Raw genomic sequence first — 24,910 nt, 5'->3', positions numbered from 1 at the left:
CTTGACTACATGTTAATTGCCCCTACCGTTCACGCAAGCCCTTCTGACCCAAACGGAGCTTCCTGATGCGTATCGCCGCCGGCCTCGTCATGGCCGCCCTGCTGACCACCCCAGCCCTCGCCCGGGCTCCCGCCGACCCACCGGCCGCCGCCGCCAAGGCTCCGGCCTTCTCGGCCGACACGCCGCTGGAGGCCGTCATCGCCGACCCGGCCGCCAAGGCCGCGCTGGACGCCACCCTGCCGAACATCGCCACGCATCCGTCCTTCGACCAGTTCAAGTCGATGAGCCTGCGTCAGCTGCAGCCCTATGCCGGCGGCAAGATCAGCGACGAGCAGATCGCCAAGGTCGACGCGGCCCTCAAGGCCTTGCCGACCAAGCCCTAAGCATTGACGGACGGGGCGCCGGCCCCGACTGTCGGCCCCCGTCTATCCATGAGTCTCATGACCGAACGCCCCCGTCGCCGCACCCAGGCCGAACGCAGCGCGAGCACCCGCGCCACCCTGCTGGACGCCGCCATCCGCTGCCTGCACGAGAAGGGCTACGCGGCGACCACGACCCTGCTGGTCGCCGAGGAGGCGGGCCTCAGCCGGGGCGCGATGCTCCACCAGTTCCCGACCAAGGTCGACCTGATGACCTATGTCGTCCAGTCGGTGTTCGACGAGGAGATGGGCATCTACGACGCCAAGCTCAGCGCCTTCCCGGACGCCAGGCAGCGCATCCAGGCCTTTCCGGAAATCGTCTGGGAGGTGCTCAGCCGCCCCTCGGGCGTGGCGGTGCTCGAGATCCTGCAAGGCTCGCGTAGCGACCCCGACCTGGCGGCCCGCCTGGCCCCGATCCAGGCCAAGATCGAAGAAGACGCCCTGCAGCGCGTCGACCGCTGGTCGGAAGCGTCCAACTCCAAGGCGGCCATGCGGCTGGTGGTCTGGGCGGCGCGAGGCTTGTCGATCGCCCAGGTGCTGGCTCCGGATCCCCAGGAGATCCCCAAGTCGATCACGCTGCTCAGCCGCATGTTCGCCGCCTATGCGGATCGGCCTCGCTAACGCTTGGGCCAGTGAAGGCGAAGAACCGGTCTCCAACCGCCGCTGTCGCCCGACTGTCATGAGCGGTCGCTAAGGAAACTGCAGTTTCAGCCTTGGGCCGCCACGCCGGGCATGTCGTCCTGTCTCCGCACCTGTGTGATCGGGGTCGCTCTCTTGGTCGCACCCGGGGCGATGGCCGGTACGCCCGCCAGCCTTGGTGAGAGCCTCACCCGGCTGGCCGCCCAGCGCGACGTGCTGATCCTCTACGCCCCGGATCTCGTGGCCGGACGTCCCGGCCGGACCGCGCCGCCGCCGGCCCTGTCACCGCGCGCCGCGATCGAGGCGCTGCTGGTCGGCACGGACGCTCGGGTGCGCGAGGTGCGTCGCGGCGTGTTCGTCCTGGAACGGACGGGATCGCCGGTCGGCGCTCCCCCGTCCATCGCTCCCGCTCCGGATCCGGAACCCACCGAAGTCGAGGCCCTGACCGTCACGGCGGCCTATGCCGCCAGCCTCGACAACTCCCTGAAGGCCAAGCGCGCCGCCGCCTATGTGTTGGACGCGGTCAGCGCCGAGGACATCGCCCGCCTGCCCGCCGCCAACGCCGCCGAGGCCCTGCAACTGGCGCCCGGCGTCAGCCTGGAGCGGCACCGGGGCGTGGGCCTCTATGTCAGTGTCCGAGGCCTTGGCCCCCAGTTCCAGAACGTGCTGCTGAACGGCCGCCCGATCGCCCTGAACGACCTCGTCGAGAACGGCGGCTTCCGGGGTCGGCAGTTCCGCTTCGAAGTCCTGCCCGCCGACGTCATCGACCAGATCGAGGTCGCCAAGTCGACCACCGCCGACATGGACGAAGGCGCCCTGGGCGGCAATATCGACGTGCGCACCTTCAAGCCGCTGGAGCGCGGCCGGCGTTCGGTGCTGTCCGTACGCGCTTCCCAGGGCCAGGTCCGCAAGCCCGATCCGTCCGTGTCGGGTGTGTGGAGTTGGGTGGACGACAGCGGCCGCCTGGGCCTGCTGGCGGGCGGCGTGGTCGACCGGCGGCGCATCCGCAACGACCGCCTGTACCAGACCGGCTGGAACCTGAACCGCTTTACCTCTGTGCTGGGACCGGGCCTGTACACGCCGACCCGCACCCGCCCGACGATCGAGCTGGAGGACCGCCGCACGGTGTCGGGCGACTTCACCCTGCAGTGGCGGCCCTCGCCGAACTGGCGGCTGGACATCGACCTCTTGGCGACGCGGCTGGACGCTCACTACGAGGAATACGGCCTGGACATCTATCCGGACGACGCCTCGGTCTCGAGCCCCCGGTTTGTGGCGGGGACCCAGGTCGTCAAGGGCGACACCGTCCAGGCCGGGGTGATCGACGGCGCCCGCTGGATGGCCTCGCAGGAGCGCAGCTTGAACCGCCACGACCTGGCGGCCCTGGGCATGCATCAGCAATGGCTGCACGGCCCCTGGACCATCGACGCCGACTACGCCTTCTCCCGCGCCCGCAGCTATCACCCGGACGGCCGCGGCACGGTGCGGGCCCGCGTGGCCTTCTTCGCCCCGCTGCAATACGACTTCAGCCACGGCCTGAGCGGCGGCCCCACGCTGCGCACGACCGTCGACTACGCCGATCCCGCCAGCTTCGTCGGCCAGACCTTCGACTACACCTGGAAGGACTCGCGAGACACCGACCAGCTGTACCGGATGGACGCGCGGCGAGACCTCGGCGGCGGCAGCCTGTCGTTCGGCGCCGAGGCCCATATCCGCAAGCGCGACTACCGCCGGCGGGACTGGAACCTGAACACCTTGGTCGGGGTCCCGCTGGTCAGCCTGGGTCCGGACTTCTACGGCCAGACCCCGTTCTCGGACTTCCTGTCGGGGACGCCCGCCGACCTGCCGCGCCGCTGGGTCGCGCCGGACGCCCGGGCCTTCTACGACCGCCTCTACACGCCCGCCATCGCCGCCCAGGCGCCGTCCCTGGCCGACCTGCGCAACTCGTTCGTGGTGCGCGAGGCGATCCGCTCGGCCTATATCCGCTACGACTTCAAGACCGCCCTGCTGACCCTTCCAGTCAGCGGCGACATCGGCCTGCGCCACGCCAGCACCCGGCAGACCTCGGTCGGGGTGGTGTCCAGCGGCGACGATCCCCTGCCCGCCCAGTGGCGCAAGGACTACGGCAACTGGCTGCCCAGCGCGAACCTGCGGATCGACCTGGCCGACGACGTCCTGCTGCGCCTGGCCGCCTCGCGCGTGGTCAATCGGCCCAACGTCATCGACAACGCTCCGCGCATCAGCCTGGCCCGCGACACGCCCACGGCCAATGGCGGCAATCCCGACCTGGCGCCGTTCCTGGCCACCCAGCTGGACGTGTCGCTGGAGTGGTACATCCCCAAGGGCGGCGCGGTCAGCCTGGCCGTCTTCGACCGGCGGTTGGACAACTACATCACCGCCCAGAACACCTTCATCGAGGTGCCCGGCCGTGGCCAGATCCTGCTGTCGACCAATGTCAACGGCGGCCAGGCGCGGATCCAGGGGCTGGAGGCCTCGTTCAGCCGCGTGTTCCGCGAGGCGCCGGCGCCGTTCGACGGGCTGGGCGTCCAGGCCGCCGCCACCCTGGTGCGCAGCCAGGCCAACTATTTCGCTGGCGACCGGGTCATCCGCAACGCCCTCCTGGGCCTGTCGCGCGCCACCTACAGCGCCGTGGTGTTCTACGAGAAGGGCCGCTCTTCGGTGCGCATGGGCTACAACTGGCGCGGAGCCTATCTGACCTCGATCGGCAGCTCGATCACCGCCCCCTCGACCACTGCCGCCTTTGGCTCGCTGGACGGCGCCGCCTCCTGGCAGGTCAATCGCACGACGACCCTGTCGCTGGAAGGCGTCAATCTGGCCGACGCCCGCCGGTTCGTCTATGGCGAGAGCCAGGACCAGCCGATGGAGATTCATCACTGGGGCCGCTATCTGTCCGCGAGGCTGCGATGGGCGTTCTGACCTTCGAAGACGGCGCGCCGATCCAGGGCGAACCGCCCGGCGACGCCGCCGCCGCGCCCGAGAAGGACGCCGCGCGCGACGCGCCGCGCTTTGACAGCCTGGTCGCCCGCTACCGCCGCCCGCTTCTGCGGTTCTTCCGGAGACGATCCCTGGGCGTCGAGGACGCCGAGGACCTGACGCAGGAGGTCTTCATGAGACTGTCGCGCCGCTTCTCCCACTTCCGCTGGGACAATCCCGACGGCCTGGTGTTCACCGTCGCCTCCAACACCCTGGTCGACCACGAGCGCCATCGCCGCTCGCGCCGCCATGACCACCATGTCGAGGTCGATCCGGGCCTGCCCACCGACGAGCCCTCGGTCGAGACGGCCCTGGCCGGACGCCAGCGGCTGGCGCGGCTGGTGGCGGCGCTGGACGACCTGCACCCCAACGCACGCTCTGTTTTCGTGCTCTGCCGCTTCGAGAACCTGACCCAGGCGGAGGCGGCCAAGCGGCTGGGCCTCTCGGTCAGCGCGGTCGAGAAGCACATGATGAACGCCTTGGCGCGGCTGCGCGAGGCGATCGAGGCCAACCCAGAATGACGACGACCTACGACAACGACCCGCCCGAGCCGGGCCAACTTCTCGCCGCCAGCCTGACCCGCCCCCTGACCTCGGCCGAGCAGGCCGTGCTGGACGCCTGGACCCTGGAGTCGGCGGCGGCGCGCGAGGAGATCGCCCGCACGCGCGAGGCCTGGATGGCCATGGGCCTGGCGGCCGAGGATCCCGCCGTGCGCGCCATGCGCCAGTCGGCCCGCCGGCAGGCCGGACTAGACCGCCCGACCTCGTGGCTGGGCCGCCGGCCCGTCGCGGCCGGCCTGGGCCTGGCGATCGCCGCGTGCCTGGCGATCGGCGTGGCCATCAGCCTGCAACCGCAGACCCACCTCTATGTCGCCCCCGAGCACGAGGCCGCTCGCCTGACCCTGGCCGACGGCAGCCACGTGGTGCTCAGCCCCGGCGGTCGCCTTGAGACCCGCTTTGCTCGCACCGCGCGCGACGTCTCGCTGCAGCGTGGCGACGCCTATTTCGAGGTCAGCCACGACGCCAGGCGACCGTTCGAAGTGGCCGCCTCGGGCCGGACCCTCACCGTGCTGGGCACCCGCTTCAACGTGGCCGGCGGCGACCGCCTGACCGTGTCGCTGGTCGAAGGCTCGCTGCGCGTCAGCCAGGCCGGCGCGCCCAGCGTGATCCTGCGTCCGGGCCAGCGCTATGTGGAAACCGCGCCGACCGCCGGCGCCGTCCAGCCGGGCGACGTGGCCGGCGACGCGGCCTGGACCGACGGACGCGTGGTGCTGTCCGGCGTGACCCTGGCCCAGGCCGCCGAGCGCCTGTCGCGCGCGGCCGGCCGCCCCGTCGCGCTGACGGACCCGAGTCTCGCGAACCTGCGCCTCTCCGGCTCGCTGCGCATCCAGCGTATGGACGATGTCGGGGCGGCCCTGGAGGCCCTGCTGCCGGTGAAGGCGCGCCCGACGCCCGAGGGCGGCCTGACCATCTCGCCGACCGCCAGGTCATCCGGACGCGGATAAAAGCCGAGACTTTTCAACAGGTCGTCGCAAATAATTCACCGACGACGGACTGAGGTGGCGCGACCGCGCCTCCGTTCTTCTCCTCCGACCCGCGCCTCCCCGCGGGCCACACAGAGAGATCGGGGGATACATGATCCGCTCCACCAGACCCGCGCGTTGCGCGGGCGCCGTCGCCATCCTGGCCTTCGCCGCGCTGGGCGCCGGCCAGGCCTTCGCCGCCGACGCACCGGCTCCGGCCGACGCTAACGCCGTCGACGAGGTCGTCATCACCTCGTACGGCAAGAGCCTGCAGGCCGCCGCCCAGCTGAAGCGCTCGGCCGACTACGGCCTGGACGCCGTCAACGCCGAGGACATCGGCAAATTCCCGACCCGCAACGCCGCCGACGCCCTGCAGCTGGTCACCGGCGTCACCATCGACCGCCAACGCGGCGCGGGCCTGTATGTCAGCGTCCGGGGCCTAGGTCCGCAGTTCCAATATACCGAGCTGAACGGCCGCTCGATCGCCGTCAACGACCTGATCGAGAACGGCGGCGCCAAGGGCCGTCAGTTCCGCTTCGAGGTGCTGCCCACCGAGCTGATCTCGCAGATCGAGGTGGTGAAGACCCCGACCGCCGACATGGATGAAGGCGCCCTGGGCGGCAACATCAACATCAAGACCTTCAAGCCGTTCGACCTGGGCAAGAAGGCCGCCTTCTCGGTCCGCGAAACCTACAGCGACGTGCGTAAGAAGGCCGATCCGTCGGTCTCGGGCCTGGGCAGCTGGACCAATGCCGACAAGACCATCGGCATCCTGGCCTCGGGCCTCTATGACGAGCGCCACGTCCGCAACGACCGCCTGTATCAAGTCGGCTGGAACCTCAACAAGTTCACCTCGGTGCTGGGCAGCGGCTTCTACACGCCCTCGCGCACCCGTCCGACCATCGAGACCGAGCACCGCAAGCTGTATTCGGGCGCCGTCTCGGGCCAGTGGAAACCGAACGGCGACTTCCAGACCGACGTCGACGTGCTGGTGACCCGCCTGGACGTCGACTACGACGAGTTCGGCCTGGACATCTATCCGGACGACACCACCTTCGCCGTCCCGCAGTTCGTGGCCGGCAGCCAGAAGGTCGTCGGTGACACCGTCGTCGGCGGCACGATCAACAACGTCCGCTGGATGGGCTCGCGCGAGACCAGCCTGAACCGCCACGACCTGACGATCTTCGGCATCAAGCAGGCCTGGACGCCCGGCGCCTGGAGCTTCAACGCCGAGTACGGCTATTCGCGCGCCCGCAGCTATCACCCGGACGGCAAGGCCACGACGCGTAACCGCATCGCCTTCTTCGCGCCCCTGACCTACGACTTCTCGCGCGGCTATACGGCGATCCCGCAGCTGACCACGCCGGTCGACTACAGCAACCCGGCCAACTATGTCGGCCAGGCGTTCGACTACACCTGGAAGGACTCGCGCGACAGCGACGAGACCTTCCGCCTGGACGGCTCGCGCGTCTTCGACAGCTGGTTCACCAAGGTCGCGTTCGGCGTCGAACAGCACAACATGAACCGCACCTACCTGCGTCGCGACTGGGTGCTGAACGACATCCTGAACGTGCCGCTCAGCACGCTGGGTTCCAGCTTCTATGAGCCGGTGCCGTTCTCGGGCTTCCTGAAGGACTTCGCCGGCAATACGCCGCGCAGCTGGGTCAGCCCGACCCGCGACGCCTACTACAACCGCCTCTATACCCCGGCGGTCGCGGCCCAGCCGTGGTCGGCGGCCGACCTGCGCAACTCGTTCATCGTCGACCAGAAGATCCACAGCGCCTATGTGCGCGGCGACTTCAAGTTCGACCTGGGCGCGGTGCCGGTCAGCGGCAATGTCGGCGTGCGCTACGCCGAGACCAAGCAGCTGGCCAGCGGCACGCTGACCAGCGGCTCGACCCCGGTGCCGGTCGGCTATCTGAAGGAATACAAGAACTGGCTGCCCAGCCTGAACGTTAAGTTCGACCTGCGTGACGACCTGGTCGGCCGCCTGTCGGCCTCGCGCGTCGTCAACCGTCCGAACGTCACCGACAGCGCCCCGCGCATCAGCGTCAGCCGCGACTCGCCGACGGCCTCGGGCGGCAACCCGGACCTGGATCCGTTCCTGGCCGACCAGTACGACGCCTCGCTGGAATGGTACCCGGCCCCAACCACGGCCGTGACCGCCGCCGTCTTCCTCAAGACGATGGACAACTACATCACCGCCCAGAACGTCACGATCCAGGTGCCGGGCCGCGGTGACGTGCTGCTGTCGTCCAACGTCAACGGCGGCGACGCCGAGGTCCGCGGCTTCGAGGCGGCCTACAACCAGTCGCTCTCGTTCCTGCCGGGCCTGCTGGACGGCCTGGGCGTGCAGGCCTCGGTCACCCTGGTCGACAGCAAGGCGAACTACTTCGCCGGCAATCGTCAGATCAAGGACGACCTCGTTGGCCTGTCCAAGACCAGCTACAACTTGGTCGGCTATTATGAGAAGGGCCCGATCAGCGCCCGTCTCGGCTGGTTCTGGCGCTCGCGCTACCTGCAATCGATCGGCAGCACCACCACCGCCCAGTCCTACATCGACGCCTATGGCTCGCTGGACGGCTCGCTGTCCTACCAGATCACCCCGCAATACGCGGTGACCCTGGAAGGTTCGAACCTGACGGACGAGGTCCGCTACACCTACGGCAAGACCAAGGACCAGCCGATGGAGATCTATCACTGGGGCCGCACGGTCTCGCTGACGCTCCGCGGCAAGTTCTAGACCCCCCGATCCCCGACGGCCCTCTCCGCAGCAGGGCCGTCCACTTCAACGCGGGCTGGTCGGTCACCGTCCGGCCCGCGTTTTTTCTTTCAGCTCATGAGGTCGTCATGCGTTCGCTGTTCCTCGCCGCCGCCGTGTCGGCGCTCGCGTTCTCCATCTCGGCTCAGGCGACCGAACCCAAGATCAACAGCCTGCACTGGCTGGGCTCGCACAACAGCTATCGCCCCGACCTCGATCCCGCCGCCCTGGCCCACCAGCGCCAGGTGATGGGCGAGCGCTCGCGCGGCGTCGAATACGGCCATCCGCCGATCCAGGCGCAGCTGGACCTGGGCGTGCGCCAGCTGGAATTCGATCCCTACGCCGACCCGGACGGCGGCCTCTACGCCGCGCCCTATGCCAATGACCCCGCCAAGGCGGCGATCATGAAGGCGCCCGGCGCCAAGGTGCTGCACGCGCCCGTCGTCGACGCCCGCACCCTGTGCCTGCGCCTGTCCGACTGCTTTGCCGAGATCGCCAGCTGGTCCAAGGCCCATCCCGGCCACCAGCCGATCATCCTGTTCATCAACACCAAGGAAGAGCGGCTCAACATCCCGGGCGTCCAGGACCCGCCGCTGTGGACCGAGGCCGATCTGGCCGGCGTCGACGCCAGCGCCATCGCCACCTTCGGCCGCGATCACATCATCACCCCTGACGACGTCCGCGGCGCCCACGCCACCCTGCGCGATGGCGTCCTGGCCGGCGGCTGGCCCACGCAAGCCAGCGCCCGCGGCAAGGTGCTGCTGGTGCTCGACTCCAATCCCCGCACGGCCGAGGCTTATCGCGCCGGGCGCCCGTCGCTGCAGGGCCGCGTGATGTTTGGCCTCTATGCCGAGACCGAGGCCGAGGCGGCCGTGTTCAACATCCAGAATCCCAAGACCGAGGAAGCGCGTATCGCCACGCTGGTGAAGCAAGGTTTCATGGTCCGCACCCGCAGCGACGCCGACACCACCGAGGCCCGTAACCACGACCTCACCCGCCTGGGCGTCGCCCTGCGCTCGGGCGCCCAGGTGATCAGCACCGACTACTATCCCGGCGCGCCCGACCCGCTGGGCCTGAAGTTCGTCGTGCGCCCGCCCTGGTTCGCGCCAGGACGATAAGCGCGAAGGCGCGGGCCGATCACGGCGTAAACTACTGAATTTATTGGAAAAGGTGTGGCGGTGAGAGAGGGATTCGAACCCTCGATAGAGTTTCCCCTATACACGCGTTCCAGGCGTGCGCCTTCAACCACTCGGCCACCTCACCAGCGCACTCGAGTCGGGGGTGGTTGAGACCCCCGGCGCGGGAAGGCGCGCAATATACTCAGGGACCGGCCGGTAGCAAGCGCGTTCCCGGATGAAACTGACGGCGCGAGCGTTTATATCGAGGCGCAAGAATTCCCGCCTCGAAAGACCGCCATGTTGTCGACGACCAAGACCCTCGAGATGCCCACCGCCGACACGGCCCTGGCCGGTCGTCCCGAGCCGATCCCGACGGCGGAAACCCACTTCGTCAACGGCCATCCGCTGAAGGGGCCTTACCCCGACGGCCTGGAGACGGCGATCCTGGCCATGGGCTGCTTCTGGGGCGTCGAGCGGGTGTTCTGGCAGGTCCCAGGCGTCTACGTCACCGCCGCCGGCTATGCGGCTGGCATGACGCCGAACCCGACCTATGAGGAGGTCTGCACCGGCCGCACGGGCCATACCGAGGTGGTGCTGGTGGTGTTCGACCCCAGGGTCGTCACCTATGAGGCCCTGCTGAAGACCTTCTGGGAGAACCATGACCCGACCCAGGGCATGCGCCAGGGCGGCGACATCGGCACCCAGTACCGCTCGGGGATCTATGTCACCAACGACTTCCAGGCCGCCGCGGCCGTGGAGTCGAAGGAGGCCTACGCCCAGGCGCTGTCGGCCCAGGGTCTGGGCGACATCACCACCGAGATCGCCGCCGCCGGCCCGTTCTATTTCGCCGAGGACTATCACCAGCAGTACCTGGCCAAGAATCCGGACGGCTATTGCGGCATCGGCGGCACGGGCGTCGTTTGCCCCATCGGCCTGGGTGTCGACGCCTGATGACCCCGGAAGCCTTCGACAAGGCGTGCCTGGCCCTGCCGGGCGCGACGCTCTCGATCCAGTGGGGCGATGACCACGTGTTCAAGGTCGGCGGCAAGATGTTCGCCGTCCGCGGCAATGCCGTGCCGAAGGGCGGGATCTCGTTCAAGGTCTCGGACGTGGCGTTCGAGGTCCTGACCGAGACCGGCCGCGCCATCCCCGCGCCCTATCTGGCCCGCGCGAAATGGGTGCGGTTCGAGGATCTCTCGGACCTGGACGCCGATGAGGTCGCCGACTGGCTGAAGAGCGCCCACGGCCTGATCGCCGCCAAGCTGACGAAGAAGGTCCGCGCGGAGCTGGGCCTCTAGGCCTTCGAAAGCCCCTGCAACGCCGTCGTCTCGATCGCCTCCAGCAGGCGCTCGTTGGTCAGGCCCGGCGTGCCGGGCGTCCACTTGGTCAGCCAGATCAGCATGCCGACCAGCAGCTGCACGACCAGCGGCGGCTCGCAGGCGACGATCGTGCCGTCGGCCATGCCCTCCTCCAGGAACCGCTCCAGCCGCTTGGACAGCCGCGCCGTCCAGGCCTCGATGGCCTTGCGCTGGTCGTCGGCCAGGTACGAGCTGTCGCCGAAATAGAGCTGCGGCCCGTTGGTCACCGCGTCGTCCAGCAGCGCCTTGAAGAACCGCCGCAGCTTGCACAGCCCCGTGCCGCCATCGGCCTCGACCACCGCCAGGATCGACTCGAAGCGTTCCAGCGAGCGCTCGTGGCCCGCGAAGGCCAGGGCCTGCTTGTTGGGGAAATAATAGTAGAGCGCCGCGTCGCGCAGATCGATGGCCGCGCCGATCTCGGTCATGGTCGCGGCGGCGAAACCCTTGGCGTTGATGGTCTCGATGGCCGCGCGCAGGATCGCCTCCCGCTTCTTCACCGACTTCAGGCTCTGCGCCATCGGCCTGGTCTCTTCGACCAGAACCACGGGATCCCCCACCTTCGCCAACCGCGCTCTCTCCTCCGGGACGTCCTCGATTCTTCCGTCGGGGAACGTCGATATTTCACACTTGTCACGAACGGCGTCGGGATCAATCCGTTAAATTCTAACTTGCGTTAGAATATCGAGTTCATATTAAAATCAGCGTCAGTTACGTGCGGCATGCAAGGTCGCACGGGCTGGGGCGGAAACATGACGCAAAGCGTCTTCATCCAGGACCAGGGTCAACCGACCGCGTCTCGCGGACCGGTCGGCCGGCCAGGATCGCCCTTCCCCTACGTCACAATGGTCGTCCTTCCCCAAAAGAAACCCGCGATTGCTCGAGGCGGGATGGGAAGAAACGCGGCCGATAATAAAGAAAAACAGGGAGTTAGTTATGAGAAACGTCCATCTGCTGGGGGTCTCAGCCCTGGCGCTCGCCATCGCCTCTCCGGCCTTCGCTCAACAATCCACGCAGGCCGATAGCACCTCCATCGAAGAAATCGTCGTCACCGCCACCAAGCGCGAACAGACCCTGCAGGACGTGCCGATCTCGGTCGCCGTCACCGGTCAGCAGACGATCGAACGCGCCCAGGTCCGCGACCTGATCGACCTGCAATCGGTCGTTCCGTCGCTGAAGGTCCAACAATTCAACGCCGCCGGTCAGACAAACTTCGTCATCCGCGGCTTCGGCAACGGCAACGGCAACGACGGCATCGAAAGCTCGGTCGGCATCTTCATCGACGGCGTCTATCGCTCGCGTTCCGCCGCCGCCCTGGATGACCTTCCGGAAATCGAGCGCGTCGAAGTGCTGCGCGGCCCGCAATCGACCCTGTTCGGCAAGAACGTGTCGGCCGGCGCGATCAGCATCGTGACCAAGAAGCCGCAGTTCGAGTTCGGCGGTAAGGTCGAAGGCACCTACGGCAACTACAACACCCGCCAGCTCAAGGGCACGATCACCGGCCCGCTCAGCGACACCGTCGCCGTGCGCCTGTCGGGCAGCGTCAACAAGCGTGACGGCTACTTCACCAACCTGACCACCGGCAACGACGTCAACGACCGCGATCGCTGGTCGATCCGCGGCGACCTGCTGTGGGAGCCGACCGACAAGACCTCGTTCCGCGTCATCGCCGACTACAACAAGATCAACGAGACGTGCTGCGGCGTGACCTCGATCTTCAACGGTCCGGCCACCCTGGCGATCGGCGGCATCCTGAAGAAGCCGATCAGCGACACCACCAAGATCTTCGACCGCGACGTCATCTTCAACACCGACCCGGCCAACAAGCTGTCGGGCAAGGGCGTGTCGGGCCAGCTGGATCATGACTTCGGCATCGCCAAGCTGACCGCCATCACCGCCTATCGGAACCAGAAGAACGCCTCGTTCCAGGACATCGACTTCACCGGCGCGGACATCTCCAACAACCGCACGGCCAACGCCATCAAGACGTTCACCCAGGAAATCCGCCTGGCCTCGAACGGCGAAGGCCCGTTCAACTGGCTGATCGGCGGCTTCTACCAGAATGAAAAGCTGGATACCGGCCGCACCATCACCTACGGCAGCGACGTCCGCGCGTTCGCCGACGCGCTGTCGGGCGTGGTCAACACGGCCACCCTGCCGGCCGCGATCCGCCCGGCCCTGACCGGCCGGTCGAACATCTACACGCTCGAATTCCTGCAGAGCCTGGTGACGCCGTCGATCCGCCCCGGCTCGACCTACTTCCAGGCCGGCCAAGGCCTGAGCGACTACTATAAGATGAAGCAGGACTCGTACTCGCTGTTCAGCCAGTTCGACTACAAGGTCACCGAAAAGCTGACCCTGACCGGCGGCCTCGCCTACATGAACGACACCAAGAAGGCCCGCTCGAACGTGGTCATGAACGACCCGTTCTCGGCGCTGAACCTGAGCGCCGTGCCGCAGTTCCCGGCCCTGGGTCTTCCGGCCAACGCCTTCAGCGCCCTGGGCGCCCTGCAGTTCTTCTACGGCAATGACCCGACCCACGGCCCGGTCAACTATCCGAACGCCAGCGAGTCCGGTCAGCTGAAGGGCGACAAGATCACCTACGCCATTCGCGCGGCCTATGACTTCGGCGCGATCAACGCCTATGCCAGCTACTCCACGGGCTGGAAGGCCGGCGCGTTCAACCTGTCGTCGGACAGCCGTCCGCCGAACGCCAACGGCGTGGGCCGTAGCGCTCAGCCGGAAAATGTCGACGTCTACGAACTGGGCGTGAAGGCCAGCTTCCCGGGCGGTTACGCCAACGTCGCGGTGTTCAAGCAGTCGATCAAGGGCTTCCAGTCGAACGCCTTCACCGGCCTCGGCTACAGCCTAGTCAACGCCGGCGAGGAGTCCGTGAAGGGCTTCGAGGTCGACAGCGCCTGGCGTCCGGTCCAGTGGCTGAACCTGGCGGCTTCGGTCACCTATCTGGATCCGAAGTACGACAGCTTCACCGGCGCGGCCTGCGTGGCCTACGACACCGTCCGCTGCCCGCGGGATCCGGTCACCACGCGCATCCCGAACTTCCGAAACCTGACGGGCGAAACCCCGGCCGGCATCGCCAAGTGGTCGTTCTCGACCTCGGCGACGATCAACCACGACATCAGCGAAAACTGGAACGGCTATGCGCGCGTGGAATATGACCACAGCAGCAAGGTCCAGCTGACGGAAACGGTGTCGCCGGCCCTGGCCAGCTATGACACCAACATCGTCAACGCCAGCCTGGGGATCATCAACACCCCTCGCCAGCTGGAAATCGGCCTGTGGGCGCGTAACCTGACCAACGACGAAAGCCTGATCTCGGCCTTCCCGACCGTGGCCCAGGACGGCAGCTACAGCGGCTATCCGAACGCCCCGCGCACCTACGGCGTGACGGTCCGCAAGAGCTTCTAAGGCTCAAGCACAGAACGGAGTTGGGGCGGCTCGATCTCGGGCCGCCCTTTCTTTTGCACCAAGTGGCCTGACCAATTTAGTTTGCGCCCTGACCACTCGCCGTGCTTCAACTGCGCCAACCAAAAGTGGAGGACGCGATGGGTACGGGTTTGAAGGCTCTGGCGAGCGCGGCGTGCGCGTTCGTCCTGCTGGCGCCGATCGGAGCGCTGGCCTCCTCGCCCACCCTGACCCGGGCCGACAATCGCGACGGCCAGGACCTGTCAGGGACCTGGCATTATTCGGTCGACCCGTATCGCGACGGCCTGGCCGGCTTCCACCGCGGCGCGCCGGGCGCGGGCCATCGGCGTTATGACGACGTCGATGTCGACGCCCTGACCAAGGCCAAGCCGACCGCGCTCTACGAGTACGACATGGACCGCGCGGCGACGGCGACCTTGCCGCAAGGCTGGGTCGGCCACGATCCAACCCTGCGCTACTACCAGGGCCTGATGTGGTACACGCGCCGCTTCGACACGCCGGCGCTGAAGCCCGGCCAGCGGGCCTTCCTGCGCTTCGAGGCGGTCAACTACACCGCCAAGGTGTTCCTAAACGGCAAGGCGGTCGGCGAGCACGAGGGCGGCTTCACGCCGTTCTCGATCGAGGTCACCGACACCGTACGGGCCAGCAACAACCAGCTGACGGTCGGCGTCGACTCCACGCCCCAGGCCGACGGCGTGCCGCCGCCCGTGACCGACTGGGAGAACTATGGCGGCATCACCCGCCCGATGCGCCTGGTCATCACGCCCGGCACCTTCATCGACGAAGCCTGGGTGCGCCTGACCAAGGACGGCAAGATCGCCGCCACCGTGAAGCTGGATGGCGCCCAGGCGGCCAACCAGCAGGTCCATGTCCGTGTCGCCGAGCTGGGCCTCGACGTCGCCGGCAAGACCGACGCGAACGGCGTGCTGACCGCCTCCGCCGCCGCGCCCAAGGGCCTGGTCCGCTGGTCGCCCGAGAAGCCCAAGCTGTATGACGTCGTCGTCCAGACCGGCGACGACAAGCTGACCGACCGGGTCGGCTTCCGCACCATCGAGACCAAGGGCCGCGACATCCTGCTGAACGGCAAGCCGATCTTCCTGCGCGGCATCTCGGTGCACGAGGAGGAGTTCGGTGACAATCCCGCCCGCACCATCACCGAGGCCGGGGCCCGCGCCCTGCTCAGCGAGGTCAAGGACGGCCTGCACGGCAACTTCGTGCGCCTGGCCCACTATCCGCACAGCGAGGTCACCACCCGCCTGGCCGACGAGATGGGCCTGCTGGTCTGGAGCGAGATCCCCGTCTACTGGCTGGTCGACTTCGGCAATCCGCGCACCCTGAAGCTGGCGCGCGACATGCTGGCCGACAACATCCGCCGCGACCGCAACCGCGCCTCGATCGTCATGTGGAGCGTGGCCAACGAGACCCCGGTCGAGGGGCCGCGCAACAGCTTCCTGTACCAGCTGGTCGACGACGTCCGCGCCCTGGACGACAGCCGCCTGGTTACCGCCGCCCTGCTGACCGAGCGCAAGACCGTGGACGGTCACCCGCTGACCAGCCTGAACGACCCGCTGGCCGACAAGCTGGATGTGCTGTCGATCAACACCTACAACGGCTGGTACGGCAATGACGCCCTGGACGATGTGCCCAACATCGCCTGGAAGCCCACCGACAAGCCGATGGTGTTCTCCGAGTTCGGGGCCGACGCCCTGGCCGGCTTCAGCGACCCGGTGCTGATGCGCAAGTTCTCCGAGGACTTCCAGAAGAAGTACTACGAGAAGACCCTGGCCATGGCGGCGAAGATCCCGTCCCTGCGCGGCATGTCGCCGTGGATCCTCAAGGACTTCCGCAGCCCACGCCGCCAGCATCCGATCTATCAGCAGGGCTGGAACCGCAAGGGCCTGGTCTCGCCGACCGGTCGCCGCAAGCCGGCCTTCTGGGTGCTGCAGCAGTTCTACAAGGACAAGGAAGCCGGGAAGTAATCACCCGTCCCGCCGGGCTCTCTACGACCAAAGTCGCAGAGGGCGGGCGCGGCTTTGCGATAGCGCTCCCATGGCGGGGGCGTTATCCCAAAAGCCGGCTTACGCCCAAGAATAGCGGGGAATTGCATGACGACGCGGCGCGATGTGATGGCGGGCGGCTTCGCCCTGGCGACCACGCTGCTGGCGCCCCGCCCCGGCCGCGCCGCGCCTGTCACCAAAGCCCATGCCCAGCGGGTCAAGGACCTGCTGGCGCGCATGACCCTGGACGAGAAGATCGGCCAGATGCACCAGCCGGCCGGCGGTCGGCAGAAGGCCCTGAACTCCAAGATCGACGCGGCCGCCCTGGACCTGGTCCGCAAGGGCGGCGTCGGCAGCTACCTGCACGTGGCTGGCGCCCAGTTCCTGACCGACCTGCAGAAGGTGGCTGTCGAGGAGTCGCGACTGAAGATCCCGCTGCTGTTCGCCATCGACGTCGTCCACGGCTACCGCACCCTGTATCCCGTGCCGCTGGCCATGGCCGCGACCTTCGATCCCGACAGCTATCGCGCCTGCGCCCGCATGGCGGCGGTCGAGACCAGCGTGGCGGGCCTGCACTGGACTTTCGCGCCGATGGTCGACGTCGCCCGCGATCCGCGCTGGGGCCGGGTGGTCGAGGGCGCGGGCGAGGACCCGTACCTGGGCTCGGTGATGAGCGTGGCCCAGACCGAAGGCTTCCAGACCAAGGACCTGGCCGGTAAGGACACCGTGCTGGCCTGCGTCAAGCACTTCGGAGCCTATGGCGCGGTCGCCGGCGGCCGCGACTATGACAGCGCCGACCTGTCGGAGCGGACGCTGAACGAGGTGATCCTGCCCGCCTTCGAGGCCGGCAAGACGGCCGGCGCGGGCAGCTTCATGACCGCCTTCAACGACATCGGCGGCGTGCCCACTACCGCCAACGCCGCCCTGGTGCGCGGCCACCTTCGGGAGAAGTGGGGCTTTGACGGCATCGTCGTCAGCGACTGGAACGCCATCGCCGAGTTGGTCTCCCACGGCATCGCCGAGACCCCCGCCCAGGCCGCCGCCCTGGCCCTGAAGGCCGGCGTCGACATGGACATGGCCGGCGGGGTCTATGCCGCGCACCTGAAGACCGCCGTGGCCGAGGACGCCGCGCTGCTGCCGCTGATCGACCAGGCCGTGGGGCACATCCTGCTGACCAAGGCGCGCCTCGGTTTGTTCGACGATCCCTATCGCTTTGGCGACGTGGCGCGGGAGAAGACCGTGATGGTCAGCGCCCCGCACCGCGCCATCGCCCGCGACGCTGCCCGCAAGTCGGTCGTGCTGCTGAAGAACGACGGCGCCCTCCTTCCCCTGGCCAAGACCGCCAAGGTCGCCGTGGTCGGGGCCCTGGCCGACGACGCCCGCAGCGCCATCGGCTCGTGGAAGGCGCGCGGCGAGGAAGCCGACGCGGTCACCCTGGTCGCGGCGCTGAAGGCCCGCCTGCCCGGCGTCACCTTCACCGCCGGCGCCGCCCCGCGCAGCGACGACCTCTCGGGCGTACAGGCGGCGGTCGCGGCGGCCCAGGCGGCGGACGTGACCCTGCTGGTCGTCGGCGAGGACTTCGACCACAGCGCCGAGTCCCGCAGCCGCTCGGACCTGTCCCTGCCCGGCGCCCAGAAGGCCCTGGCTGACGCCGTGCTGGCGACCGGCAAGCCCGTCGTGCTGATCGTCATGGGCGGCCGTCCGCTGGCCATTCCCGATCTGCTGGCTAAGGCCCCGGCCTCGCTGATGACCTGGCTTCTGGGCGTCGAGAGCGGTCCGGCCCTGGCCGACATCCTGCTGGGTGACGCCTCGCCCGCCGGTCGCCTGCCGATGGGCCTGACGCGCGCGTCGGGCGCCCTGCCCGAGACCTACGCCCACTACCCCACCGGCCGTCCCGCCGATCCGGACCTGGCCAAGGACACCGCCCGCTACCACGACGTCGACGTCGGCCCGGTCTATCCGTTCGGCCATGGCCTCAGCTACGCGACCTTCGGCTATTCGGACGTGACGCTGGACAAGGCCGAGATCGGTCCCGCCGGCACGATCGCCGTCACCGTGGCGATCACCAACACCGGCAAGGTCGCCGCCGACGAGGTGGTGCAGCTGTACATGCGCGACCCGGTCGCCGCCGTCGCTCGCCCCGTGAAGGAGCTGCGCGGCTTCCAGCGCCTGGCGCTGAAGCCCGGCGAGACCAAGCGCGTGACCTTCAAGCTTTCGGCCCGTCAGTGCGCCTTCTGGGACGCCGGCAAGTGGCGGATCCAGAAGGGCCGCATCGAGCTGATGGTCGGCGCCTCGTCCGACGACATCCGGGCGCGCGCCGCCTTCGCCATCACGTCCGACGGCTGGAGCGATACGCCCGCCGCCGCCCTCCTGACCCCGGTGACCGTCGCATGAGCCTGGAAGTCTCCACCGTCCGCCGGGTCACCGCGCGGCTGATGCCGCTGTTCTGCGTGATGTATCTGATCGCCTATATCGATCGGCAGAACGTCTCTTACGCCAAGCTGGAGATGGTCCAGGCCCTGGGCCTGTCCGAGGCCGCCTATGGCCTGGGCGCGTCACTGTTCTTCATCGGCTACTTCCTGTTCGAGGCGCCGTCCAACCTGATCCTGGCCCGGGTGGGCGCGCGGGTCTGGTTCGCGCGGATCATGTTCACATGGGGCCTAGTGACCCTAGCGCTGGGCTTCACCCAGAACGCCACGATGTTCTACATCCTGCGCTTTCTGCTGGGGGTGACCGAGGCCGGCTTCTTCCCCGGCGTGCTGTACGTCCTGACCCTGTGGTTCCCGCAGGCCCATCGGGCGCGGATGGTCGGGCTGTTCATGGTCGCCTCGGCGCTGGCCAATGCGGTCGGGGCCATGGTCGGCGGCGCGCTCTTGGACCTGCACGGCCTGGGCGGCCTGGCCGGCTGGCAGTGGGTGTTCCTGGCCACCGGCGCGCCGGCCGTGCTGATGACCCCCTACGTCCTGTGGAAGCTGCCCAACGGTCCCGAACACGCCCCCTGGCTGGAGCCCGAGCAGAAGGCCTGGCTGGCCGACACCCTGAAGGCCGAGAACGGCGGCACCGAGATCAGCCATGCCGGCGCCTGGAAGGCAATCCTGGACCCGCGCGTGCTGCTGCTAGCGGTGCTGTATGTCGGCATGCCGCTGGGGGCCTATGGCCTGAGCTACTGGCTGCCCACCATCGTCAAGGCGTTCGGCGTGTCCAATACGATGAACGGCCTGATCAACATCATCCCGTGGATCCTGGTCGGCGCGGCCCTGTGGCTGGTGCCGCGCCACGCTGCCCGGCGCGGCTTCACTGTCTGGCACGTGGCCGGCCCGCCGCTGATCGCTGCCGTGGCCTTGGTGCTGAGCGTCGTCGTGCCCGGGACCTGGGCCAAGTTCGCCCTGCTATGTATCGCCGCCCCGGCCATCTTCGCTGGCCAGCCGGGCTTCTGGAGCCTGCCGCCGACCTTCCTGACCGGGGCCCGCGCCGCGGCCGGCATCGCGGCGATCAACGCCGTCGGCAACCTGGGCGGCTTCGTCGCCCAGAACGTGGTGCCGATCATCCGCGACCGGACGGGCAACAACCTGGCGCCGATGCTGTTCCTGGCCGCCTGCCTGACCGTCACCGCCGTCATGGTCTTCGTCGCCTTCCGGGTGCTGAAACCCGTTGTCGGGACGCCGCGAACCCAAGTCGGCTAAGCCTCTGCGCGCGTTTGTCGCAGGAGTGCGACAGAACGGAACGTTGCCATAAGTCGCAGACTCGACGATGGTCAGATCACTCGGCGCACCCCACCGCGTCCGACACCTTTTTGTGCTAAGCCGGCTGGCCGGGCCCGATGTGGCAAGACCAGCCGGTTTGTTTTCCCGGTCATGCTCAAACCTTCCCTGGGATCCGTCCCGCACGAAGGCAAAGCCAACCCAAAACCCAGCACGCGATTAAATCGCGCAACTGGAAATTGCTTGAGAGTTACGCCCGACACCGCTCTTATGAACGCCCGCATGAAAACGATTGCGAACCGGAAGCCCGCCATGTCGTCCAAGACCGCCGCCTACAGCTTCGACGCCCGCGCCACGCTTGAGCGTCGCGTGGCGCCGCTGACGGCCACGCTGGTGCTTTGGATCGCCCTGATCGAGGCCGCCCGCCTGGCGCTCTAAGCCGCCAGGAAAGGCTTGTCGCCCTTGATCGTCACGCGCTCGACGATCCGCTCCTGGGGCCAGTAGTCCAAGATCGCGTAGTGTTGCGTGGCGCGATTGTCCCAGAACACGATGGCGTTCGGGGTCCAGCGGAAGCGGACCTGATATTCTGGCGCCTTCACCCGATCCAGCAGATCCGCCAGCAGCGTCTTGGCCTCGTCCTCGGGCAGGCCAAGGATCCGCGTCGTGAAGACCTTGTTGACGAACAGGTGCTTGTCACCGGTCTCCGGATGCGTGCGCACCACCGGATGGACCATCGGCGGATAGGCCGCCCGCAGCTCCTGCCGTTTGGCCTCGTCGACCCGGTAGCCGTAGCTCTGGATGATGTCGTGCTCGGCCGTCAGGGTTTCCAGCTGGTCCTTCAGCTTCTGCGGCAGGTCGGCATAGATCGCGGCGGTGTCGGCGAACAGGGTGTCGCCGCCCAGCGGCGGCATGTGCCGCATGCGCAGCACCCCGCCCATCGAGGGCGCCTCGCGGAAGGTGACGTCGGTGTGCCACTTGTTGGCGGCGCGGACGATCGGGACGATCTCCTCGCGCAGCTTCATGCCGTCGGCCGCCTCGATGTGCAGGATCTCCGGGAAACCCGGCACGTGGGCGGTGACCGGATGGCCCTCCAGCTCGCCGAAATAGCGCCCGAAGCGAACATGATCCTCGTAGGCGATGTCCTGGTCGCGGAAGAACACCACCTTGTGGCGCAACAGGGCCGCGCGGATGGCCGCGACGATCTCGGGCGTGAGCGGCTGGGTCAGGTCCAGGCCTGAAATCTCGGCCCCCAGCACCGTGCTGACGGGGGTGACGGTCAGGCCGGCATAGTCGACGGCGTCTTGCTGCGAGATCGAGACCGGAGCGTTCATGGCGTCCTCCCTGGACTTTCCAGAACCCTACGACTGAACGCCGTTCACTCAATTCACAATTTCTACGGCTGGTATGCGCGTTCCTCGTAGTCGAACCAGTCGAAGTCGGCTGGCGCGGCCATGCCAGACGCGTCCTGGCAGGCCATGCCGACGAAGGCGCCAGTGAAGGCCGGCGCGCCGGGGATGGTGGCTTCGTCTGACAGGATCGAGGCGTCGAACACCTCCGGCAGCCAGGTCCACGCCCCTCCCCCTTGCCGGAAGCCGAAACGCAGGCGCTCCAGATCGACCTCGACGCGCAGCTCGACCGGACCGAAGGCCAGCGGGATCTGGGTGGTGAAGCTATCGGCCGAGGGGCTGTCGGGCGTGCAGGTCATGACCCGCAGGTGCTTGCCCTGGTCCTCGTCGTGGCTGACGTGCAGATAGTGGAACTTGGCCCCGTTGTAGTAGCAGATCAGCCCGGCGGCCTGCTGGTAGTGGGCCGGCTCGAAGTCCAGCACCGTGGCGGCCGAATAGCAGTGCGCCTGCTGACGGCGAGCGACCAGGGCCTGACGGAAGACGCTGCCCACGCTTTCCCGGCCGTACAGGCGCAGAGAGCCCGGCTTGGCGGTCAGGCTGAAGATCTCGGCAGGACAGGGCGTCCGCAGCCACTGGAAGTCGATCGGCAGGTCGGGGCCGTCGAAGTCCGCGCGCACCGGCGCGGCGGGCCAGGTCTGCTCGGGCAGGTCCGGCGCGGGGGTCTCCAACGTGGGATCGCCCGAGCCGTCCAGAGTGCGCGGCCAGCCGTCCTCGCCCCAGGTCAGCTTCTGGATCGCGGTCTCGCGCCCCAGGGTGCAGCGGCCGCGATTGGGTAGCGGACGGCCGCACAGATAGACGGCATAGGTCTCGCCGTCGGCGGTCTCGACCAGGTCGGCATGGCCGGCGCGCTGCAAGGCTGCGTGCGGGCGATCGCGCGAGGTCAGGACGTAGGTGTCGGGGTGCAGGTCGTACGGCCCGTCGATATTGCGCGAGCGAGCCATGGTCATGGCGTGCCCCCAGCCGGTGCCGCCCTCGGCGGTGACCAGATAATACCAGCCGTCACGCTTGTAGAGGTGTGGGGCCTCGGTCAGGCCGATGGCCGTGCCTTCGAAGATCACCTTGCGCTCGCCGACCAGCTTGCCCTCGACGGCGGAATATTCCTGCAGCACGATGCCGGCGAAGCGGTTCTTGCCCGGCCGGTGATCCCACAGCTGGTTGACCAGCCACTTCTTGCCATCGTCGTCATGAAACAGCGACGGGTCGAAGCCGGAGCTGTTCAGATAGACCGGCTCGGACCATTCCCCATCGATCGTGTCGCAGGTGACCAGGTAGTTGTGGAAGTCACGCAAGGACGCGCCCGACGCCCCGCCCACCGTGGTGCGGCCATAACGCTTCACGTCGGTGAAGATCAGCCAGAACTTGCCGTCCGCATGGGTCAGGCACGGGGCCCAGACGCCGCAGCCGTCGGGATCGCCGCGCATGTCCAGCTGGCTGGCGCGGACTAACGGGCGGCTCAGCAGCCGCCAGTTCTTCAAGTCTCGCGAATGGTGGATCTGGACGCCGGGGAACCACTCGAAGGTCGAGACGGCGATGTAAAAGTCCTCGCCCACCCGCACGATCGAGGGATCGGGATTGAAGCCGCGCAGGATGGGGTTGCGGATCACAGGCGTACTCATGACACAGGAAGCTGACTGACCGGCTCGGCCTTGGGCGCGATGCGGTCCTTGATGAAGGTCCAGACGATGATGGCGCCCAGGATGTCCAGCACGCCCAGGGCGATGAAGAACGGATCGTAGCCGATCGTGCTGACCAGCCCGCCGATCAGCAGCGAGAAGATCAGCACGCCCAGATTGCCCATCATGCCGGCCAGGCCCGCCACCGTGGCGACCTCGTCGCGGCGGAAGAGGTCCGAGGCCATCGTGATGACGGTCACCGACAGGGTCTGGTGGGCGAAGCCGCCCAGGCACAACAGGGCGATGGCGGCGTAGGGACTCTCGACCCGGCCCACGAACGCCATGCCGGTCATCATCGCCGCCCCGACCGTGACGGCCCAGCGGCGGGCATTGATCAGCGACACCCCGCGCTTTTGCAGGAAGTGGGCGATGACCGGCCCGAACATGCAGCCCAGGTCGGCCGCCACGAACGGCAACCAGGCGAACATGGCGATCTGCTTGAGGTCAAAGCCCCGCGTCTGCGACAGGTACAGCGGCACCCAGAACGACAGCGTGCCCCAGGTGGGGTCGGCCAGGAAGCGCGGCAGGGCGATGCCCCAGAACTTCTTCTGCTTCAGGATCGAGATCACCGACGGCTTCGTGCCCGCGTCGGTCAGGTGCGCCTCCTGCCCCGCCGCGATGCGCTCGCGCTCCTCGTCCGTCATCGACGGGTGCTGGTCGGGCGAGCGGTAAAAGGCCAGCCACAGCACGACCCAGATCACGCCAATGGCGCCGGTCAGCACGAAGGCCGCCCGCCAGTTCCAGCTCAGCACGGCCCACACCACCAGCGGCGGCGCCAGCATCGAGCCGATCGACGAGCCGATGTTGAACACCCCGCCGGCGAAGCCTCGCTCCTTGGCCGGGAACCAGGTGGCGACGGTCTTCATGCCCGCCGGCTGGGCCGAGCCCTCGGCCAGGCCCAGCAGGCCGCGCAGGAAGGCGAAGGCCTGCCAGTTGTTGGCCAGGCCGTGGGCCATGGCCACCAGCGACCAGGCGGCGGCGAAGACGGCGAACCCGGTGCGCAGGCCCAGGGTGTCCAGCACATAGCCGCACACCGGCTGCATCATGATGCCGATCTGGAAGGCGCTGGTGATCCAGGAATATTCCTTCACCGAGATGTCGAGGTCCTTGAGGACCGTCGGCGCGGCGACGCCCATGGTGGAGCGGGTCAGGTAGTTGACGATCGCGCCCAGCATGACCAGGCCGATGATCCACCAACGCAGCGCTTTCAGCTTCGGCAAGGCGACGCTCCCCCGTCGGGCGTCCTTGGTCGGGGCCCGTTGGATGTTACCGCTATCGCCGATGAGGTCTGACGTCCACCCTACGAAGGTCTGATGTTGACAGACTCGAAAGTGGCGCGTGGCGGGCGCCGAAACCGCTCACACTTTCGGCTGCCACGCTCTATTGGGGATGCCCTGCCTGCAGCGCCTTGGCCCGGCTAGCCGCGCGAGAGCGGGCGGACGGCGCCTTCTTGCCGCCCTTGGCCGACGTCTTCTTGGCCCGCGCATCCGCCTCGGCGGCCACCCGCTGGAAGGCCTGCATGTGGCGGTCCGCCCGGGCCTTGCAGTGGGCGTGCATGGCCTCAAGCTCCTTGTCGGTCAGCTTCTCGATGCCGATGAACTCGTCCTCGGCGTCGGTCGAGGCGCGGATCAGCTCGTCCAGCTTGGTCTGCAGCGCGATGCCGTCGCGGTTCTGGGTGTTCTGGATCAGGAACACCATCAGGAAGGTCACGATGGTGGTGCCGGTGTTGATCACCAGTTGCCAGGTCTCGGAGAACTTGAAGATCGGCCCGGTCACCGCCCACAGCACCACGAAGGCGACGCAGATCAGGAAGGCCGGCGGACTGCCCGTCGCCTTGGCGGTGACATTGGCGAATTTGGCGAACAGCTTGTCCACGGG

At 67.9% G+C, this 24,910-nt stretch carries 19 protein-coding genes and 1 tRNA gene; 14 read left to right on the top strand and 6 right to left on the bottom strand.

The window, feature by feature from the left end; all coding sequences use genetic code 11:
- The first annotated feature begins 65 nt into the window (after positions 1-65).
- The 7 genes from AC07NF_RS15190 (at position 66) to AC07NF_RS15160 (ending at position 9,453) form a co-directional block, all read left to right on the top strand.
- On the top strand, positions 66-383 hold the full coding sequence (locus AC07NF_RS15190; protein ID WP_492812946.1) for a hypothetical protein: 318 nt from the start codon (positions 66-68) through the stop codon (positions 381-383).
- Positions 384-440: 57 nt separating this feature from the next.
- The gene (locus AC07NF_RS15185) at positions 441-1,040 is read left to right on the top strand and encodes a TetR/AcrR family transcriptional regulator (protein WP_492812948.1); all 600 of its coding nucleotides are present in this window, start codon (positions 441-443) and stop codon (positions 1,038-1,040) included.
- Between the two features lie 171 nt (positions 1,041-1,211).
- A complete protein-coding gene (locus AC07NF_RS15180) occupies positions 1,212-3,995 on the top strand; it encodes a TonB-dependent receptor (RefSeq protein ID WP_494629323.1) in 2,784 nt (927 codons plus the stop codon).
- Positions 3,983-4,573 carry an RNA polymerase sigma factor gene (locus tag AC07NF_RS15175; protein ID WP_494629325.1) on the top strand — a complete coding sequence of 197 codons (591 nt, stop codon included), beginning with the start codon at positions 3,983-3,985 and terminating at the stop codon, positions 4,571-4,573. Before AC07NF_RS15180 ends, AC07NF_RS15175 begins: the two co-directional genes overlap by 13 nt.
- The gene (locus tag AC07NF_RS15170) at positions 4,570-5,556 is read left to right on the top strand and encodes a FecR family protein (protein ID WP_494629328.1); all 987 of its coding nucleotides are present in this window, start codon (positions 4,570-4,572) and stop codon (positions 5,554-5,556) included. The genes AC07NF_RS15175 and AC07NF_RS15170 overlap by 4 nt, the downstream gene beginning before the upstream one ends.
- 130 nt (positions 5,557-5,686) lie before the next feature.
- Complete coding sequence (locus AC07NF_RS15165; protein WP_494629330.1) at positions 5,687-8,317, top strand: TonB-dependent receptor; 2,631 nt, start codon at positions 5,687-5,689, stop codon at positions 8,315-8,317.
- 107 nt (positions 8,318-8,424) lie between these two features.
- On the top strand, positions 8,425-9,453 hold the full coding sequence (locus AC07NF_RS15160; RefSeq protein ID WP_494629332.1) for a phosphatidylinositol-specific phospholipase C domain-containing protein: 1,029 nt from the start codon (positions 8,425-8,427) through the stop codon (positions 9,451-9,453).
- Between the two features lie 55 nt (positions 9,454-9,508).
- On the opposite strand, the gene AC07NF_RS15155 is transcribed toward AC07NF_RS15160, so the two are convergent.
- A tRNA-Ser gene (locus AC07NF_RS15155) sits at positions 9,509-9,598 on the bottom strand.
- A gap of 152 nt (positions 9,599-9,750) precedes the next feature.
- Between AC07NF_RS15155 and msrA the strand changes: the two genes are divergently transcribed.
- The gene (gene msrA / locus AC07NF_RS15150) at positions 9,751-10,404 is read left to right on the top strand and encodes a peptide-methionine (S)-S-oxide reductase MsrA (RefSeq protein ID WP_494629334.1); all 654 of its coding nucleotides are present in this window, start codon (positions 9,751-9,753) and stop codon (positions 10,402-10,404) included.
- Entirely contained in the window at positions 10,404-10,751 is a 348-nt protein-coding gene (locus AC07NF_RS15145; protein WP_454717463.1) for an MmcQ/YjbR family DNA-binding protein, read from the top strand. Before msrA ends, AC07NF_RS15145 begins: the two co-directional genes overlap by 1 nt.
- On the opposite strand, the gene AC07NF_RS15140 is transcribed toward AC07NF_RS15145, so the two are convergent.
- Complete coding sequence (locus tag AC07NF_RS15140; protein ID WP_494629342.1) at positions 10,748-11,377, bottom strand: TetR/AcrR family transcriptional regulator; 630 nt, start codon at positions 11,375-11,377, stop codon at positions 10,748-10,750. The genes AC07NF_RS15145 and AC07NF_RS15140 overlap by 4 nt on opposite strands.
- A 367-nt stretch (positions 11,378-11,744) precedes the next feature.
- On the opposite strand from AC07NF_RS15140, the gene AC07NF_RS15135 reads away from it, so the two are divergent.
- The 5 genes from AC07NF_RS15135 to AC07NF_RS15115 all read left to right on the top strand — a co-directional run bounded on the left by AC07NF_RS15135 (position 11,745) and on the right by AC07NF_RS15115 (position 20,391).
- Entirely contained in the window at positions 11,745-14,237 is a 2,493-nt protein-coding gene (locus tag AC07NF_RS15135; protein WP_492812963.1) for a TonB-dependent receptor, read from the top strand.
- Positions 14,238-14,374: 137 nt separating this feature from the next.
- Positions 14,375-16,234 carry a glycoside hydrolase family 2 protein gene (locus tag AC07NF_RS15130; RefSeq protein WP_494629344.1) on the top strand — a complete coding sequence of 620 codons (1,860 nt, stop codon included), beginning with the start codon at positions 14,375-14,377 and terminating at the stop codon, positions 16,232-16,234.
- A 126-nt stretch (positions 16,235-16,360) separates the two neighbouring features.
- On the top strand, positions 16,361-18,646 hold the full coding sequence (locus AC07NF_RS15125) for a glycoside hydrolase family 3 N-terminal domain-containing protein (RefSeq protein WP_494629347.1): 2,286 nt from the start codon (positions 16,361-16,363) through the stop codon (positions 18,644-18,646).
- Entirely contained in the window at positions 18,643-19,935 is a 1,293-nt protein-coding gene (locus AC07NF_RS15120; RefSeq protein WP_494629349.1) for an MFS transporter, read from the top strand. The genes AC07NF_RS15125 and AC07NF_RS15120 overlap by 4 nt, the downstream gene beginning before the upstream one ends.
- Before the next feature lie 330 nt (positions 19,936-20,265).
- Positions 20,266-20,391, top strand: a complete 126-nt coding sequence (locus AC07NF_RS15115) for a hypothetical protein (protein ID WP_494629351.1) — start codon at positions 20,266-20,268, stop codon at positions 20,389-20,391.
- Here the strand turns inward: AC07NF_RS15115 and AC07NF_RS15110 are convergent.
- The 4 genes from AC07NF_RS15110 to AC07NF_RS15095 all read right to left on the bottom strand — a co-directional run bounded on the left by AC07NF_RS15110 (position 20,388) and on the right by AC07NF_RS15095 (position 24,907).
- Positions 20,388-21,284 (bottom strand): TauD/TfdA dioxygenase family protein, encoded by an 897-nt coding sequence (locus AC07NF_RS15110; RefSeq protein WP_494629353.1) that lies wholly within the window; start codon positions 21,282-21,284, stop codon positions 20,388-20,390. The genes AC07NF_RS15115 and AC07NF_RS15110 overlap by 4 nt on opposite strands.
- 62 nt (positions 21,285-21,346) lie before the next feature.
- On the bottom strand, positions 21,347-22,975 hold the full coding sequence (locus tag AC07NF_RS15105; RefSeq protein ID WP_494629357.1) for a glycoside hydrolase family 43 protein: 1,629 nt from the start codon (positions 22,973-22,975) through the stop codon (positions 21,347-21,349).
- Entirely contained in the window at positions 22,972-24,207 is a 1,236-nt protein-coding gene (locus tag AC07NF_RS15100; protein ID WP_494629458.1) for an MFS transporter, read from the bottom strand. Before AC07NF_RS15100 ends, AC07NF_RS15105 begins: the two co-directional genes overlap by 4 nt.
- Positions 24,208-24,412: 205 nt before the next feature.
- Positions 24,413-24,907, bottom strand: coding sequence for a low affinity iron permease family protein (locus AC07NF_RS15095; RefSeq protein ID WP_494629359.1), 495 nt, complete (start codon positions 24,905-24,907; stop codon positions 24,413-24,415).
- Positions 24,908-24,910: the final 3 nt, after the last annotated feature.

The organism is Caulobacter sp. GW821-FHT10A06, from assembly GCF_059415805.1.
The sequence above is the reverse complement of the archived record's forward strand: the minus strand, read 5'-3'. Positions and strand labels throughout refer to the sequence as shown.

Coding starts and splice junctions, on each gene's coding strand:
- AC07NF_RS15190 (WP_492812946.1), top strand. CDS start 66: ATGCGTATCGCCGCCGGCCTCGTCATGGCCGCCCTGCTGACCACCCCA.
- AC07NF_RS15185 (WP_492812948.1), top strand. CDS start 441: ATGACCGAACGCCCCCGTCGCCGCACCCAGGCCGAACGCAGCGCGAGC.
- AC07NF_RS15180 (WP_494629323.1), top strand. CDS start 1,212: ATGGCCGGTACGCCCGCCAGCCTTGGTGAGAGCCTCACCCGGCTGGCC.
- AC07NF_RS15175 (WP_494629325.1), top strand. CDS start 3,983: ATGGGCGTTCTGACCTTCGAAGACGGCGCGCCGATCCAGGGCGAACCG.
- AC07NF_RS15170 (WP_494629328.1), top strand. CDS start 4,570: ATGACGACGACCTACGACAACGACCCGCCCGAGCCGGGCCAACTTCTC.
- AC07NF_RS15165 (WP_494629330.1), top strand. CDS start 5,687: ATGATCCGCTCCACCAGACCCGCGCGTTGCGCGGGCGCCGTCGCCATC.
- AC07NF_RS15160 (WP_494629332.1), top strand. CDS start 8,425: ATGCGTTCGCTGTTCCTCGCCGCCGCCGTGTCGGCGCTCGCGTTCTCC.
- msrA (WP_494629334.1), top strand. CDS start 9,751: ATGTTGTCGACGACCAAGACCCTCGAGATGCCCACCGCCGACACGGCC.
- AC07NF_RS15145 (WP_454717463.1), top strand. CDS start 10,404: ATGACCCCGGAAGCCTTCGACAAGGCGTGCCTGGCCCTGCCGGGCGCG.
- AC07NF_RS15135 (WP_492812963.1), top strand. CDS start 11,745: ATGAGAAACGTCCATCTGCTGGGGGTCTCAGCCCTGGCGCTCGCCATC.
- AC07NF_RS15130 (WP_494629344.1), top strand. CDS start 14,375: ATGGGTACGGGTTTGAAGGCTCTGGCGAGCGCGGCGTGCGCGTTCGTC.
- AC07NF_RS15125 (WP_494629347.1), top strand. CDS start 16,361: ATGACGACGCGGCGCGATGTGATGGCGGGCGGCTTCGCCCTGGCGACC.
- AC07NF_RS15120 (WP_494629349.1), top strand. CDS start 18,643: ATGAGCCTGGAAGTCTCCACCGTCCGCCGGGTCACCGCGCGGCTGATG.
- AC07NF_RS15115 (WP_494629351.1), top strand. CDS start 20,266: ATGTCGTCCAAGACCGCCGCCTACAGCTTCGACGCCCGCGCCACGCTT.
- AC07NF_RS15110 (WP_494629353.1), bottom strand. CDS start 21,284: ATGAACGCTCCGGTCTCGATCTCGCAGCAAGACGCCGTCGACTATGCC.
- AC07NF_RS15105 (WP_494629357.1), bottom strand. CDS start 22,975: ATGAGTACGCCTGTGATCCGCAACCCCATCCTGCGCGGCTTCAATCCC.
- AC07NF_RS15100 (WP_494629458.1), bottom strand. CDS start 24,207: ATGCTGGGCGCGATCGTCAACTACCTGACCCGCTCCACCATGGGCGTC.